This window comes from Tardiphaga sp. OK245 (assembly GCF_900108575.1).
In the GTDB taxonomy this organism is placed as follows: Bacteria; Pseudomonadota; Alphaproteobacteria; order Rhizobiales; family Xanthobacteraceae; genus Tardiphaga; species Tardiphaga robiniae.
In genome coordinates, this window is the sequence record NZ_FNWZ01000003.1 from 153,688 (window position 1) to 168,273 (window position 14,586).

The window sequence follows — 14,586 nt, forward strand, 5'->3', positions numbered from 1 at the left end:
ATTTCGGGCGATGGCGGTTGCCGAGCTGGCCGCCGTCGCCTACATCAGGGCGCATGACGCAGACCTCCGAAATCGGCTTCACCAGCTTCCAGCCCTCCCTGAATGAAGAAAATATCGCGCTTCTGGTGCAGACCTTTTACGGCCGTGCCCGCGAGGATGATTTGCTGGGGCCGATCTTCAACAGCGCCGTGACCGACTGGGATCATCACATCGCGCAGATCAGCGATTTCTGGTCGTCGATGATGCTGAAGACCGGCCGCTACAATGGCCGCCCGATGCGTCCACATCTCGTGCTGCCGCTGAAGGGCGAACATTTCGATCGCTGGCTTTTGCTGTTCGAACAGACCGCGCGCGAGATATTTCCGGCTGAGGTCACTGAGGCCTTCATGATCCGCGCGCGCCGTATCGCTGACAGTTTCGAGATGGGCGTTGCCTCTGTGCGCGGCGAAATCGCTGCGCCGCGACATAGCGTTTAAGCGGTAGGCACGTGATGCATAGCCGGTCTTGCGAGAGCCCGTGGTTGCGCTAGGCTGCAGCTCCAACAAACCGGGAGTCGGTCCATGAAACGTCTGTCTGTCCTCGTTCTCTTGAGCCTGTTCAGTGCTGCGCCCGCAATGGCGCAATCCTGCAACGCCGTCAGCGGCGACGGCAAGCCGCTCGCGGGCGCTGCCAAGAAGAGCTTCATGAAGAAGTGCTGCGAGGACAACGCCAAGAGCGCCGAGGGCAAGCCACTGGCCGGCGCCGCCAAGACCTCATCGGTCAACAAGTGCATGAAGGGCTGAGGCTGCTGCCTCACGCATCCAGACGTGCAAAAGCCCCGCTCGCGCGGGGCTTTTCGATTCCGGGCTGAAGCGACGTCAACTCGAAGTCTTCGTCTCAGCTCTTCGCTTCGAGCTTGTCCTGAGTCTTCGTGTCGAAGTCGCTGGCGTCATGGCGTTCGCGCAACTGGCCGGCCGGGTCGCCCGAGGTGCGATTGACCATGCGACCGCGCTTCACGGCAGGTCGTGCCGCGATGGTCTTGGTCCAGCGCTGCAGGTTCTTGTAGCTCTGCACATCGAGGAACGTGCCGGCATCGCCGTAGATGGCGCTCTCCGCAAGGCCGCCATACCAGGGGAAGATCGCCATGTCGGCGATGCTGTAATCCTTGCCGGCGATGAATTCGTTGTTGGCCAATTGACGATCGAGCACGTCGAGCTGGCGCTTGGTCTCCATGGCGTAGCGGTCGATGGCATATTCGATCTTGCTGGGCGCATAGGCATAGAAGTGCCCGAAGCCGCCGCCGAGGAACGGCGCGCTACCCATCTGCCAGAACAGCCAGGATAGGGTTTCGGCCCGTTCCGCTCCGTCTTTTGGAAGGAAGGCGCCGAATTTCTCGGCGAGATGCACCAGGATCGCGCCGGATTCGAACACGCGAAACGGCTTGTCGCCACTGCGGTCGATCAGAGCTGGAATCTTGGAATTAGGGTTCACATCGACGAAACCCGAACCGAACTGGTTGCCGTCGATCCGGATCAGCCATGCATCGTATTCCGCGCCTGTATGGCCGGCAGCGAGCAGTTCCTCGAACATGATCGTGACCTTCTGGCCATTCGGCGTCGCCAGCGAATAGAGCTGGAACGGATGTTTGCCGACCGGGAGCTCCTTCTCATGGGTGGGGCCGGCGATGGGCCGGTTGGTCGAGGCAAATTTGCCGCCGTTTTCCTTGTCCCAGGTCCAGACTTTGGGAGGCGTGTAGGGGGCGTCGGTCATGTCAGGCTGGCTCCGGAAAAGGGGCAGGGTTGATGGTTGCCGGGGACAGGTAGGGATGAATGCAATTGCATGCAAGATGGCGAGGCGTCCTATGCCGGAAGCCGCCTTGTGCCGGGCGAAGACATGCGATGTAACGAGTCTGCGCCGTAATTGCCGATGGCGGCGTTTCCCTCCGTCCGAAGATTCCCCTCCCGATGAGCGACACCCCAGCGCAGACCGTCGGCGCATCGCCCACCAAACGATCCTTCGCGGCGCTCCATCACCCGGGATTCCGCGCCCAATTCATCACCTATGTGCTGGCCATGATGGCCGACAATATCGAGCATGTGATCAGCTACTGGGTGGTGTTTCAGAAATTCCAGTCGCCCGCGCTGGGTGGTTTCGCCATCGTCTCGCACTGGCTGCCGTTCCTGCTGTTCTCAGTCACGTCTGGCGCGCTGGCGGAGCGTTTCGACCCGCGGCGCGTGATCCAGTGCGGCATGGCGCTGTTCATTCTGGCATCGCTGGGCTGGGGCTATTTCTTTGTCACCGATACCCTGCAGATGTGGCAGGCCATGGTGCTGCTGGTGATCCATGGCTGTGCCGGCGTGCTCTGGCAGACGCCGAACCAGATGCTGCTCTACGATGTCGTCGGTTCCGCCGACCTGCCGAGTGCGGTGCGTCTGAACGCGATGGCGCGCTATCTCGGTGTCATGGTTGGCCCAGCGGTCGGCGGTGTGATCCTGCTCGCGTTGGGTCCGGCCTATGGCATCATGCTCAACACCGTCTTCTATCTGCCGCTTGTGCTGTGGCTGATCAATGCGCCCTATGGTCCGCGCTTTCGCACCGGCGCGCCCGCGCCTCAGCGCGCCGTGCGGGGCTTTGCGGACATCGTCCAGACCATGCGCGACGTTCGCCACCGTCCGGTGATCGTCTCCATGATCGCGCTGGCCGGCGCGGCATCGTTCTTCGTCGGCAACGCCTATAGTTCACAGATGCCGGGCTTCGCCAGTGATCTCGGCCATGGCGATCCCGGCATGTCCTACAGCATGCTGCTGGCGGCTGACGCAGCCGGTGGCCTGCTTGCCGGCCTGGCGCTGGAGGGCAGGCAATTGCTGGCGCCGAAGCCGCGTACGGCGATCATATTGGCGCTGCTCTGGTGCGGCGCGCTGGCGATCTTCGCGCTGACCGGTCATTACGCCATCGCGCTGGTGTTCCTGTTTGCAGCGGGATTTCTCGAATTGTCGTTCAACGCGATGGCGCAAAGCCTCGTGCAGCTCGATGCACCCCTGGACAAGCGCGGTCGCGTCATCGGCCTGTTCAATATGGCGAGCCTGGGTCTGCGCGCCTTCAGCGGCATCTCGGTCGGCGTCGTCGGCAGCATGATCGGGATCCATTGGTCGCTGGCGCTGTCGGCGCTGGCGACCATGGTCGTCGCGGCGGGACTGTTGGCGCTGCCCTAGCGAGGAAAACCTCGGCTGTTTACCAGTCCACCATTCGGTCGTCGCCGCCGAACGCAGCCGGCATGGCCGCGTAATGTGGCAGGCCGTCGCGGACTGGAGCGATCGCCTCGCTGCAATTGATATGCAGGCTCGGCTTGAACGCGTCCCCGAGCAGATAGCCGTTGATGCTGCGCATGCCGATCCCGTCGAGCTCGATAATCAGCCGCGTGGCACACTTTGCGCAGCTGAGGCGCGGGGTCGTCTTCAGTGCGAACGACGTCGTGTCGCCTTGTACGACTTCAACGCCGTCAGCCGGATAGACGGCCTCGGCCACATAGGCCGCGCCGTGGACGGTTTGGCAGTCGGCGCAGTGGCACCAGAAATGGGCGATGGGGTCGGCTGAAATCCTGAGCTTCACGGCGTTGCAGGGGCAGGCGAGTTCCATGGGCGCACCTCATCTGATGCGCAAAACTACCAGCCGACCGCAATCGCCGACAACTGCCGCGGCTTGCGACAAATCGCTCGCCGCGGCTGGCAGTCGCTATTTGCCGCTTTGCAGCGCAGCCGTTTGCTTGGCGAGCTGCTTGTCGAAATCCTGTTCGAGTGTTGCAGCGTAAGCGGCAAGCTCGCCTTGTTTCACGAACGGATTCGGCGCGCCGTCCTTCATCGCCGCGCGCTTGGCCTGCATGCCATAGACTTCCGGATGCGGTCCGAGCAGCACGTCGATTTTCATGGCCTTGGCCTTGGCATAGGTCGACCGATAATCGTCGACGATGCCGGCATGGGTTGGATTGCCGACAAGCCGGTTCAGCGCCACGGTGCCACTGCAGAAGAACAGGACCTCACGGTTCTCGCTGCCGTCCTTCACGGTCATTTCCCAGCTCGTGCAGCCCGGCGAATGGCCGGGCGTTGCATGCGCCGTCAGCGTGGTGCCGCCGAGCGTGACCTTATCGCCTTCGGTGACGGTGCGATCCACCTTGACCGGCGGGAAGCCGATATCGGTGTTCTTTTCATCGCCCGGATAGGTGCCGCTTTCGAGCAACGGCTTGTCCCGTAGGCCTGCGATCAGTTGCGCGCCGGTGTCCTTCTTGATCTCCGCAAAACCGCCAGTGTGATCGAAATGGGCATGGCTGTTGAGGATGATCTTGATATCGGCTTCCTTGAAACCGAGCTTTGCGATGTGCTCCTTGATCATGCTCGTCGATTGCGGGACGCCCGTGTCCATCAGGATCAGCCCGTCCGACGTCTTGATGAGATAGACCGCGATGCCATCGGTGCCGACGTAATAGATGTTGTCGATCAATTGAAAAGGCTCGAAGGGGGCGGTCCACTTGACCATGACCTGCGCCAGAAAATCCTTGACGGTCTGTGCCTGCGCGTTGCCTGCAAATAGCGCCAGAGCGCAGATGGCTCCTGCGAGCGTCTTCATGATGGCCTCCCGGTTCGATTTTTATTGGTTCTTTTGAACGCCAGGATTGAAGCGCGATTTGGGCGGATGGCTCAAGCGCCATTCCTGCATGCCGGCATCGCGCATGACAGGCACGGCCGGGCGGCGAATGTTGTGAGCGCGTTGAACCATCCCGGCCGTTTCGGGTTAGACTTCACCCATGAAACAACTGATCTGCCCCAATTGCCAGACACGCGTCTTCTTCGAGCAGAGCGATTGCGTGCAATGCGGCGAGGCGCTGATCTTCGACACCGCGCAGTCCAATGTCGTCAGCGCCGCGGCGGCCATGTCCTGTGCCAATCGCGATCTGATCGCCTGTAACTGGGCCACGGATGACAGCGATCCGTTCTGTCCGTCCTGCCGGCTTACGCGAACAATTCCCAATCTGGTATCCGATCGCAATGTCGCGCTCTGGAAGCGGGTTGAGCAAGCCAAGCGACGTCTGACCTATGACCTGATGCGGCTCAGACTGCCCCTTGCCGTGTCGAGCGGCGCGCATATCGCGTTCGACATTCTCTCGGACGAGACCGCCGGACATCCGATCATGACCGGGCATTTGTCGGGGCTGATCACGATGAACCTCTCGGAAGCTGACGATGCCGAGCGCGAGGCGCGGCGCGCGGCGTTTCGCGAACCGTATCGAACGCTGCTCGGGCATTTCCGCCACGAGGTCGGGCATTTCTACTGGGAAGCGCTGGTCGATCAGTCGCAGCTCATCGGTCCGTTCCGGATGATCTTCGGCGATGAAACGCGCGACTATGGCGAGGCACTCGCGGCCTATCACAATCGCGCCGATCGCTCGTGGAATAGCGACGCCTTCATCAGCGAATATGCGACATCGCATCCGTGGGAAGACTGGGCCGAGACCTTTGCGCATTTCCTGCACATCGTCTCGACGCTGGATACCGCATCGTCGCTGCCGCTGTCACTGGACGAGCGCTCGCGTCATACGCTGGACGATCCCTATCTCGAGCGTGACTTCGAAGCGCTGCTGTCGCTGTGGGATGCTGTCTCCTACAGCATGAACGAACTCAATCGTTCAATGGGCATGAGCGACGCTTATCCGTTTCACTTGACGCAAGCGGTGAGGGGAAAGCTGCATTTCGTGCATCTGGCGATTCTGAAAACGCGCAGCGACAGCTGAAAGGCCTTACGCTGTCATTCCGGGGCGGGGCGAAACGCGAAGCGGTTCGGCGCGAACCTCAGCCACTCCAATTGGAGTGGCGGGGAAGCTTGATGTGTTCATCACCTCTTGATCCAGCGCGGCGGAGGGAGCGACTCTCATCTTGAGATTCCGGGTCCGCGATCGCCAGGTGGCGCTCGCATCCCGGAATGACGAGGTTGGCTCTTACTGTTCCATCTTGATGCCGGCGTCCGTGATCACCTTCTTCCAGCGCGCGATTTCGTCGGTGACGAAGGCGCGGAATTCATCCGGGGTGGTGCCCATGGGGACGATACCCTGATCGTCGAGCTTCTTCTTCAGGTCGGGATCGGTGAGCGCCTTCTTTGCCTCCGCGGCTACGCGATCGACGATCTCCTTCGGTGTGCCAGCGGGTGCGATGATGCCGGACCAGGTGCCGGAGACGAAATCCGGCACGCCGGCTTCCGCCATGGTCGGCACGTCGCCGGCCGCCGGGACGCGCTCCTTGGCGGCGACGGCGAGCGCCTTGGCATTGCCGGACTTCACCTGCGACATCAGCGGGCCGATGACGTCGAACATCACATTGATCTGGCCGCCGACCGTATCCTGCAGCGCGCCGGACGTGCCCTTGTAGGGAATGTGTTGCAGATTGATGCCTTCGCGGCTTTTCAGCATTTCCATGGTCAGATGCGCCGCCGAGCCGATGCCGCTGGAGGCAAAATTGAGCGAGCCGGGCTTCGCCTTGGCGAGTGCGATGAACTCCTTCATGTCCTTGGCGGGCAGGGACGGCGTCGCAATCAAAATCAGCGGCGCGACCGAGGTCAGCGACACGTAAGTGAAGTCCTTCATCGCATCATAGGGCAGCTTCGGATTGAGCGTCGGATTCACTGAATGCGCCGCGATCACGGTGCCGAAGGTGTAGCCGTCGGGGGCTGCCTTGGCGACGGCGTCGGTGCCGATGGCGGCATTCGCGCCCGGCTTGTTCTCGATGACGATCGGCTGGCCCAGCGCCACCGACATCTTTTCGGAAACGAGGCGCGCCATCAGATCGGTATAGCCGCCCGGCGTGTAGGGCACGACCATGCGGATCGGCCGGTTCGGCCAGCTCTGCGCTTGTGCCATTCCGGCGCTGCCGGCGCAGGCGGCCATCACGGCGATCACGCTCACGGCGCGGACGAAGCTCTTCATCATTTCATTTCCTCGACTGCCGGCGCGCTCCAGAGCGGCGGGAGCGCCGTAGCGCTCGCTCTGGATCGCAGACCGTTCTTCTTGTTGTCTGCCCGTTCTGCGCCGTGACGGATGTCGCGGAATGCAGAGTCCCGCATGCAGGCTACCGCATCGCATGGTAACGGGGAAAGTAGACGAAAGGCCGCTAAGGTCTGCTGCCGCAGCGTGGAATTTGTCGATGTGAGGCGCGGATGCATGTGACCAAGGAGCATGTGACCTCCCGTGACGACCTTGTTGATTGCTGTGATGCAGGTGAGGGGATGGGCGTACGCCATCGATGCCCGCGCCTGAGCGCGTGAGTGGCAGTCCCGGTGGTCTCCCTCAAGAATGAGGGAGATGAAGCGCCGAAAGGCGCGACTTGGGTACAGTGCCGCAGCGTGCTGTCCGGATCGCCGGACCACAGAGGCCGCGGAAACGCCTTTCGACGCTCCACCGTGGCGATTTCTGTCCCCGGGACCGTTCTTCCGGGCAAAGGCGCAGAGCTCCGCACTCCGCTGATCCCGACGGTTTCCCGCCGTTCACCAATGCCACGTCCAGCCAGCATGAGTGGCAGACCCCCGTAGTGGGGCCGGACGGTGACCCAAGGCCTCCCGAGTGCGTGAGGAAACGTCTTCCTCCCGCCCGCAGGCGCCACATCCCGCCCCGCGCCAGTCGGCGTCCCGGTAACGCTCCCTCAAGTGGAGCGGGATGGATGGGAATATATACTGGAATGGATTGGCGTCAAGGATTATTTTCAGAATTGTCGCCGCGGAGCGAGGATGCCGGCGATGAAGAGATGGCATGTCAGACTCAGGAACGCCCTGAAACACCGGCGCGCGCGGGCTGTTCGGAATATTCAGCCCAGGCCTGACGGAGTATCTGCACCGAGGAGGAGAGAAAGATGAAGGCCATCACGGCGGCCACCGCCAGATCCGGCCACGCACTCGACGAGCCCCAGACTCCCAGGGCTGCGAACATGACAATGACATTGCCAATGGCGTCGTTGCGGGAACACAGCCAGACAGAGCGCACATTGGCATCGCCGTCCTTGTAACGCATCAGCAGCAGCACCGAGGCGAGGTTGGCTGCCAGCGCCAGGAAGCCGATCGCGCCCATGACCTCGGCACTTGGAACGCCGAGGATAAGCGTGTGATAGACGGTCGAACCGAACACCCACAGAGCCATGACGCTGAGCGAAAGGCCCTTGAACAAAGCCGCCGTTGCCCGCGTCCTGATGCCGGTGCCGATGACCGCGAGGCTCAGCCCGTAAGTGACTGTATCGCCGAGGAAGTCGAGCGCATCCGCTTTCAGCGCCTGCGACCCCGCGATCTGTCCCGCGATCATCTCGACAAGAAACATGATGCCGTTGATGGCAATGACCGTCCACAGCACGCGCTTGTAGCGGGGATCGACGCCGTCGAAGACCGGAACGCCACCGGAGCAACCGCATGCCTCGGTCCCACAGGCCGCCGGGGAGACAGGTTCCGCGTTCGCCTTCGAAAAATCGATGGGCGGCGGCTCGCAGCAGGTATCGGTGGTGCAACAGGTCTTGTCGGACATCGGCTTCCTCTCAATATGAGACAAGCGTACAATCTCTAGCGACTAGAGGTTCAAGAGAAAAATGGATTACGCAATCGGAGAAGCGTCGCGTCTGACGGGCATCAAGGTGCCGACGATCCGTTACTACGAGGGGATTGGTCTGCTGGCCGCGCCCACAAGGACGGAGGGAAAGCAGCGCCGTTATCGCCCCGAGGATGTCGCCCGCCTGAATTTCATCCGGCACGCACGCGAGCTCGGCTTCGAGATCGCCGACATCGCCGAATTGCTGACCCTGAGCGAGGGACCCGATCAGTCTTGCGCAGAGGTCGATCGGATCACGCGCCGGCACTTGTCGGACGTCGAGCGCCGGATCGCGCAACTCACCGCGTTACGCGGAGAATTGAAGCGCATGGTGGAAGAGTGCAGTCATGGCAGGGTCAGTGACTGCCGGGTGATCGAGACGCTGTCCGGATGACACGAAGCCCGGCGGTTGCTCGTCGCGTCCGAGGTCTTGTCCTCGTGAAGATGTGATGACCGATATCGGGCGACTCTTCGCGACGTGATCGGTTGCGAGCTTTGTTGTTCGTGGCATCAGACCGGATGGTCACAGTTGATCGCTAAAATGGCGCGCGACGTCGACGCGTCGGCGCACTCCGACTCCGGTGCGTGCGCATCCTCAAGCCCATGAGCCCGCGATGCCGATCCAATTCCGCAAGACCTCAATCAGATCTCGCAAGCGAACACTGGGACTGGCCGCCTTCGGCCTGATCGTGGACGCGATCGTCAGCCATCCCCGCGTCGACGTGCCGGCGATGGTGAATGTCGCGATGATGTCGCGCTTTGCCATAGCGCCTGTCATGGCGTCGCTCGGCGGTCTCTCATGGACGACCAGCACAGGTTCGAGCGACACCGTTGCGCCGACGCCGGTGATGAGCGCGGATCATGTGACACGGATGTGCGCGCGGGCGCATGGCAGCGCGAGTTGATCGCAACCGGATCTCTTAAACAACAAAGGCCCGGATGGAGCAGGCGCTTCATCCGGGCCTTGTTGGATCAGACGGTGTGTGGACTCAGGCGACGCGCTTGATGGCGTCGCTCAGGATCGAAACGATCTCGTCGATCTGGTTCTTCTCGACGATGAGGGGCGGCGACATCGCGAAGGCGTCGCCGCTCTGGCGCAGATAGAGGCCGCGGTTGAAGCAGTCGACCATGACGTCATAGCCGCGCGCAGCCGGTGCATCCTTGCGGGGCGCAAGTTCGACGGCGCCCATCAGGCCGCAATTGCGGATGTCGATGACATTGGGCAGGTCGCGGAGCGCGTGCAGGCTATCGCGCCAGTAGTCGGACAGCGAGGCACCGCGCGTCAGCAGTCCCTCGCTCTTGTAGATGTCCAGCGTCGCGATGCCCGCGGCGCAGGCGACCGGATGCGCCGAATAGGTGTAGCCGTGGAACAGCTCGATCTGGCTTTCCGGTCCGGTCATCAGCCCGTCATAGATCTTGCGGCTGGCGAACACGGCGCCGCAGGGCACGGTGCCGTTGGTGATGCCTTTCGCGGTGGTCATCAGGTCCGGCGTCACGCCGAAATAATTTGCGGCGAACGGCGTGCCGAGACGGCCGAAACCGGTGATGACTTCGTCGAAGATCAACAGGATGCCGTGCTTGGTGCAGAGCTCGCGCAGACGCTGCAGGTAGCCCTTCGGCGGCGGCAGCACGCCGGTCGAACCGGGCACCGGCTCGACGATGACGGCGGCAATGGTGTCGGCGCCATGCAGGGCCACCAGTCGCTCAACGTCGTCGGCGAGTTCGGCGCCGTGCTCCGGGAGGTCCTTGGAGAATGCGTTGCGTGCGAGATCGTGGGTGTGGCGGATGTGATCGGTGCCGGGCAGTTGGGCGGACGAGAAGGCGCGGCGGTTATTGACCATGCCGCCGACCGAGGTGCCGCCGAAGCCGACGCCGTGATAGCCGCGTTCCCTGCCGATCAGGCGCGTGCGCGAGGCCTGGCCGTTGGCGCGATGATAGGCCAGCGCGATCTTCAGCGCGGTATCGCCCGACTCCGAACCGGAATTGGTGAAGAAGATGCGGTCGAGGCCGGCGGGTGCGATCTCGGCCAGACGATTGGCGAATTCGAAGGCGAGCGGATGGCCCATCTGGAACGCGGGGGCGAAGTCGAGGGTGGTAAGCTGCTTCTCAACGGCGCTGGCGATCTCGCGGCGGCCGTGGCCGGCATTGGTGCACCAGAGGCCAGCCGATCCGTCGATCACCTTGCGGCCGTCTTCGGTGGTGTAATACATGCCCTGCGCGGATGCGAACATGCGCGGTGCCGCCTTGAACTGGCGGTTGGCCGTGAACGGCATCCAGAACGACTCGAGTTGTAGCGTGTTCGGAATCTGATGAACGGTCACGGCGCGGCTCCCTTGGCTGATTCAGCATCTGGATCATGTTCGCCCGAATGCAACAAGTCCTTTTCTCGATCTGATTAACCTGTTGATTTTATTGAATGGGCCGGGTCATATTTGTTCGATCCGAAACACTCGCAACAGGGATTTGGCGTGAGTATCGATCTAGGCGAACGGCTGCGCTTCGTGCGTGGACGTCACAAGCTGTCGCAGCGTGAACTGGCCAAGCGCGCGGGCGTGACCAATTCGACGATCTCGCTGATCGAGTCCAACCAGATGAACCCGTCGGTCGGCGCGCTCAAGCGTATTCTCGATGGCATTCCGATGGGGCTCGCCGACTTCTTCGCCATCGAGCCGGACCGGCCGCGCAAGGCATTCTACCGCTCGGATGAGCTGACCGAAATCGGCAAGACGCCAATCTCCTATCGCCAGGTTGGCGACAATCTGTTCGGCCGTAGCCTGCAGATCCTGAAGGAGCGCTACGAGCCGGGCAGCGACACCGGCCGGGTGCCGCTGGTGCATGACGGCGAGGAGGGCGGCATCGTGGTGTCAGGCCGGCTCGAAGTGACCGTCGACGAGGAGCGCCGCATCCTCGATCCCGGCGATGCCTATTATTTCGAAAGCCGCCGTCCGCATCGCTTCCGCTGCGTCGGCGCGAAACCCTGCGAAGTGATCAGTGCGTGCACGCCGCCGACGTTTTGAGGACCTCAGCTCACGCCCGGGCTAACGGGACGTATCGATTCCTCGCATCAGTAGGTCGATACTGGCATCGGTGAAGACCGCGACGTCGATCTGCCTTCGCGTTCCAAACAGCAGTGACCACACGGTCAACAGCAGCGCCGGGCTCATCACGATTTCGGTGAATGTGCTTGCCTGCGACGGGCGGAATTCGCCAGCCGCGACTCCCGCTTCGATCACCATTCGGAACTGGTCGATGACCGGCCGCATGAACTCGTCATAGTGCCGGTCCACGAGGTCGGGGAAGCGGGAGCCGTCGGCGATCAGGAAGCGGAGTGTTTCGCGGAAAGGTCTGTCCTCGGCAATCTTGCGATACACGAAGACCATGAGCGCACGCAGGCGTGCGTTGTATGATCCTTCCAGTGTCCCGGCATAGCTTTCCAGTTCGGGAAAGAACGCCTGGGACTTGTATCGGATCATCTCGTCGAACACGCGCTCCTTGGTTTCGAAGTAGAAATAGATCGTGCCCTTGGTGACGGACGCGCGGGCGGCGACATCCTCCAGCCGGGTCGCCGCATAGCCGTTTTTGGCGAATTCCTCGAAGGCTGCGTCGAGGATCTCGATCGGTCGTTCCGCCTTTCGTCGGGCGCGCTTCTTCAGCTCAGCACTCATGGGATTAGGATAACCGATCCGTGACATGGCTGCTATTGACTTTTGAGTCAGTCAATAATAGTGAGTGATTGCTCACTTAATGCGCGGTCAAATGCATAACGTTTTCAAAATGATGCCTCCGTTGCCAGCCGATGCGGCCGGCACCGCAGATCGGCGACGCAAGCTGATCGAAACCGTGGCCACAGCGAAAGCGACACTGATTGCCCATCAGGCGCCCGACCGGGCGAGGGCTGCATGATGAATGCGGATAGTGACGCATCGCCGCCGCGGCTGTTCCGCGGTGCCCGTGTTCGGATGAGCGTTCTCGGTCGTGAGCGGCATCCCAAATACGGCGATCGCCAGGGAGTCATCGTGGGCCGCGGCTCGCCGAGCAGTTGGCGGGTCAAGTTCGACGAGCGCACGACCGTCCAGGCGATCCACCGGGACTACCTCGAACTCGTCGCTCAACCCGCGGCGGCATCCCTTCAGGTCGCCCAGCGACGCGGTTCTATGGACGGGGCGTCGAACCCGTGAGCGCTCTCCTGACCGAACATGTCATGCGTGGCCGCCGTTGGCGGCCGTCGGTTTCGTTGCCTGTCGTTGCGGCGCTGGGCCTTCTGGTCGCCGGATGTTCGTCACTGCCACGGACGCCGCATAGCGCCGCGGATGCATCCAGTGCGCGCGTCCTCGATCTTACGGACCTGCGCCGTTATGCGGACGAACCGGCCTCGACGTTCCGAAGCGGTCAGAACCAGGTCGTGTTGCGGGGGCCTCGAACCTATCTGGCGCTGTCCGGAGGCGGGGCGGACGGCGCCTATGGCGCCGGCGTGCTGAATGGCTGGACCGAGGCAGGGACGCGCCCGTCATTCTCGATGGTCTCCGGTGTGAGCACCGGCGCACTGATCGCGCCCTTCGCGTTTCTCGGTCCCGACTATGACGCGACCTTGCGTGACGTCTACACCAGCGGCGTTGCCGCGAGCCTGCTCGATGCACCCAATCCGTTCAATGCGATCTTCGGTTCGGGCCTGTTCGGCAACACGCGGCTACGCGAGCTGGTGGCGAAGTATATCGACGAGACCTTCGTCGCGGCTGTCGCAGCCGAACACGCGAAGGGGCGGATGCTGTTCGTCGTCACGACCAACCTGGACTCCCAGCGGACCGCCATCTGGGACATGGGACGGATCGCTTCGCTGCGTACGCCCGAAGCACTGAACCTGTTCCGGGATGTTGTCGCGGCTTCGGCGAGTCTGCCCGTGGTGTTTCCGCCGATGCTGGTGACCGCGGAGGCGAACGGCAAGCGCTTCGAGGAGATGCATGTCGATGGCGGCGTCACCGCGCCTGTCCTGACATTGCCGGAGGCCTTCCTGCTGCGCGACGCCACATTCGCCAAAGCAGAGAAGCTGCAACTCTACGTCCTGATCAACAACAAGATCGAACGGGAATTTCAGGTCATTCCCAATTCCACCATCGAAATCGCTGCGCGGGCGTCATCGACCGTGACGAAGATTCAGACACGCTCCATCCTTTACAACACCTATGCCTTCGCCCGCCGCAACAAGTTCGGATTCAATCTGACCTATATCGAGGGCGATCGACCGCCATCGCCGATGTCAGGCTTCGACACCGCCTATATGCGCGCGCTGTTCCAGTACGGTTATGAGAGGGCGCGGGGCAACCGTCTGTGGTCGAAATCGCCGCCCTCCGACGATCAGGATTCCGTGGCGGCGTCACACACAGCAATCACGCGGCAAGTCGCAAGCGGCAACTGATGCGCGATGCGACGTTCAAACCCGGCACATGCGTGCTGAAACAGGAGTGACCTCATGAGACTTTCCATGCTTCGCAAGATCGTTTCGCCCCGTCGAATTGCGCTGGTGTCGATCCTGCTCGTCGCCGCCTCGGGTTCGGCGGCGGCGCAGTCGTTGCCGTTCACGGGCCTTACCGGATCCTGGGCAGGCGCGGGAGCGATCTCGCTGTCCGACGGATCGAAGGAGCGGCTTCGCTGCAAGGCGACATACCAGGTCAGCAATGGCGAAAGGCGGCTCCTGCAGAGCTTGCGTTGCGCGAGCGACAGCTACCGCTTCGATCTCAACAGCGACGTGGTCAGCCAGGATGGCACCATCGCCGGAACATGGAGCGAAACCAGTCGCGGAATCAGCGGAAGCATCGCAGGCAGGGAGTCCGGCGGCCTCATCTCGGCCGTCATCGATGCGCCGGGCTTCTCGGCCAGCCTGTCGCTCTCGACGCGCGGCAACAAGCAGTCTTTCTCGATATCGTCCGAAGGCGACATCCGGAACGTCACCATCAATATGAGCAGAAACTGATCGGGGATCGCGTCGCAGCGATCGCAGGTGTTTC

General features: G+C 62.3%; 17 protein-coding genes. 10 read left to right on the forward strand and 7 right to left on the reverse strand.

The window, feature by feature from the left end; genetic code table 11:
• Nucleotides 1–53: 53 nt before the first annotated feature.
• Nucleotides 54–476, forward strand: coding sequence for a group III truncated hemoglobin (locus BLW80_RS13340; RefSeq protein ID WP_089264012.1), 423 nt, complete (start codon nucleotides 54–56; stop codon nucleotides 474–476).
• A gap of 84 nt (nucleotides 477–560) precedes the next feature.
• Nucleotides 561–782 carry a hypothetical protein gene (locus BLW80_RS13345; RefSeq protein WP_093758344.1) on the forward strand — a complete coding sequence of 74 codons (222 nt, stop codon included), beginning with the start codon at nucleotides 561–563 and terminating at the stop codon, nucleotides 780–782.
• Between the two features lie 94 nt (nucleotides 783–876).
• Here the strand turns inward: BLW80_RS13345 and yghU are convergent, their stop codons facing one another.
• Entirely contained in the window at nucleotides 877–1,749 is an 873-nt protein-coding gene (gene yghU / locus BLW80_RS13350) for a glutathione-dependent disulfide-bond oxidoreductase (RefSeq protein ID WP_093758345.1), read from the reverse strand.
• A gap of 194 nt (nucleotides 1,750–1,943) precedes the next feature.
• Here yghU and BLW80_RS13355 point away from each other — a divergent pair, with 194 nt between their 5' ends.
• A complete protein-coding gene (locus BLW80_RS13355) occupies nucleotides 1,944–3,191 on the forward strand; it encodes an MFS transporter (protein ID WP_093758346.1) in 1,248 nt (415 codons plus the stop codon).
• Nucleotides 3,192–3,210: 19 nt separating this feature from the next.
• Here the strand turns inward: BLW80_RS13355 and BLW80_RS13360 are convergent, their stop codons facing one another.
• Both BLW80_RS13360 and blaBJP read right to left on the reverse strand, forming a co-directional pair.
• On the reverse strand, nucleotides 3,211–3,615 hold the full coding sequence (locus BLW80_RS13360; protein ID WP_093758347.1) for a GFA family protein: 405 nt from the start codon (nucleotides 3,613–3,615) through the stop codon (nucleotides 3,211–3,213).
• A gap of 96 nt (nucleotides 3,616–3,711) precedes the next feature.
• Nucleotides 3,712–4,599 carry a BJP family subclass B3 metallo-beta-lactamase gene (blaBJP, locus tag BLW80_RS13365; RefSeq protein WP_093758348.1) on the reverse strand — a complete coding sequence of 296 codons (888 nt, stop codon included), beginning with the start codon at nucleotides 4,597–4,599 and terminating at the stop codon, nucleotides 3,712–3,714.
• 178 nt (nucleotides 4,600–4,777) lie between these two features.
• Between blaBJP and BLW80_RS13370 the strand changes: the two genes are divergently transcribed.
• Nucleotides 4,778–5,761, forward strand: coding sequence for a zinc-binding metallopeptidase family protein (locus tag BLW80_RS13370; protein WP_093758349.1), 984 nt, complete (start codon nucleotides 4,778–4,780; stop codon nucleotides 5,759–5,761).
• Nucleotides 5,762–5,965: 204 nt separating this feature from the next.
• Here BLW80_RS13370 and BLW80_RS13375 read toward each other — a convergent pair whose 3' ends face one another.
• Both BLW80_RS13375 and BLW80_RS13385 read right to left on the reverse strand, forming a co-directional pair.
• Nucleotides 5,966–6,949 (reverse strand): Bug family tripartite tricarboxylate transporter substrate binding protein, encoded by a 984-nt coding sequence (locus BLW80_RS13375; protein ID WP_244528214.1) that lies wholly within the window; start codon nucleotides 6,947–6,949, stop codon nucleotides 5,966–5,968.
• An 825-nt stretch (nucleotides 6,950–7,774) separates the two neighbouring features.
• Nucleotides 7,775–8,524, reverse strand: a complete 750-nt coding sequence (locus BLW80_RS13385) for a cation efflux transmembrane domain-containing protein (RefSeq protein WP_089264018.1) — start codon at nucleotides 8,522–8,524, stop codon at nucleotides 7,775–7,777.
• A gap of 61 nt (nucleotides 8,525–8,585) precedes the next feature.
• Between BLW80_RS13385 and BLW80_RS13390 the strand changes: the two genes are divergently transcribed.
• Both BLW80_RS13390 and BLW80_RS13395 read left to right on the forward strand, forming a co-directional pair.
• Nucleotides 8,586–8,978 (forward strand): MerR family transcriptional regulator, encoded by a 393-nt coding sequence (locus BLW80_RS13390; protein WP_093758351.1) that lies wholly within the window; start codon nucleotides 8,586–8,588, stop codon nucleotides 8,976–8,978.
• Between the two features lie 220 nt (nucleotides 8,979–9,198).
• Nucleotides 9,199–9,489, forward strand: coding sequence for a hypothetical protein (locus BLW80_RS13395; protein ID WP_093758352.1), 291 nt, complete (start codon nucleotides 9,199–9,201; stop codon nucleotides 9,487–9,489).
• Nucleotides 9,490–9,573: 84 nt separating this feature from the next.
• On the opposite strand, the gene aptA is transcribed toward BLW80_RS13395, so the two are convergent.
• Nucleotides 9,574–10,905, reverse strand: coding sequence for an omega-aminotransferase AptA (aptA, locus tag BLW80_RS13400; protein ID WP_244528215.1), 1,332 nt, complete (start codon nucleotides 10,903–10,905; stop codon nucleotides 9,574–9,576).
• A gap of 147 nt (nucleotides 10,906–11,052) precedes the next feature.
• Here aptA and BLW80_RS13405 point away from each other — a divergent pair, with 147 nt between their 5' ends.
• Complete coding sequence (locus BLW80_RS13405; RefSeq protein WP_093758353.1) at nucleotides 11,053–11,601, forward strand: cupin domain-containing protein; 549 nt, start codon at nucleotides 11,053–11,055, stop codon at nucleotides 11,599–11,601.
• Between the two features lie 21 nt (nucleotides 11,602–11,622).
• Here BLW80_RS13405 and BLW80_RS13410 read toward each other — a convergent pair whose 3' ends face one another.
• Nucleotides 11,623–12,249 (reverse strand): TetR/AcrR family transcriptional regulator, encoded by a 627-nt coding sequence (locus BLW80_RS13410; RefSeq protein ID WP_093758354.1) that lies wholly within the window; start codon nucleotides 12,247–12,249, stop codon nucleotides 11,623–11,625.
• Nucleotides 12,250–12,483: 234 nt separating this feature from the next.
• On the opposite strand from BLW80_RS13410, the gene BLW80_RS13415 reads away from it, so the two are divergent.
• Genes BLW80_RS13415 through BLW80_RS13425 form a run of 3 tightly spaced genes read left to right on the forward strand, consistent with a single transcriptional unit; the run spans nucleotide 12,484 to nucleotide 14,552 of the window.
• Nucleotides 12,484–12,762 (forward strand): hypothetical protein, encoded by a 279-nt coding sequence (locus BLW80_RS13415; protein ID WP_231080520.1) that lies wholly within the window; start codon nucleotides 12,484–12,486, stop codon nucleotides 12,760–12,762.
• A 23-nt stretch (nucleotides 12,763–12,785) separates the two neighbouring features.
• The gene (locus BLW80_RS13420; RefSeq protein WP_093759068.1) at nucleotides 12,786–13,997 is read left to right on the forward strand and encodes a patatin-like phospholipase family protein; all 1,212 of its coding nucleotides are present in this window, start codon (nucleotides 12,786–12,788) and stop codon (nucleotides 13,995–13,997) included.
• Nucleotides 13,998–14,051: 54 nt separating this feature from the next.
• The gene (locus tag BLW80_RS13425; RefSeq protein WP_244528216.1) at nucleotides 14,052–14,552 is read left to right on the forward strand and encodes a hypothetical protein; all 501 of its coding nucleotides are present in this window, start codon (nucleotides 14,052–14,054) and stop codon (nucleotides 14,550–14,552) included.
• The last annotated feature ends 34 nt before the right edge of the window (nucleotides 14,553–14,586 follow it).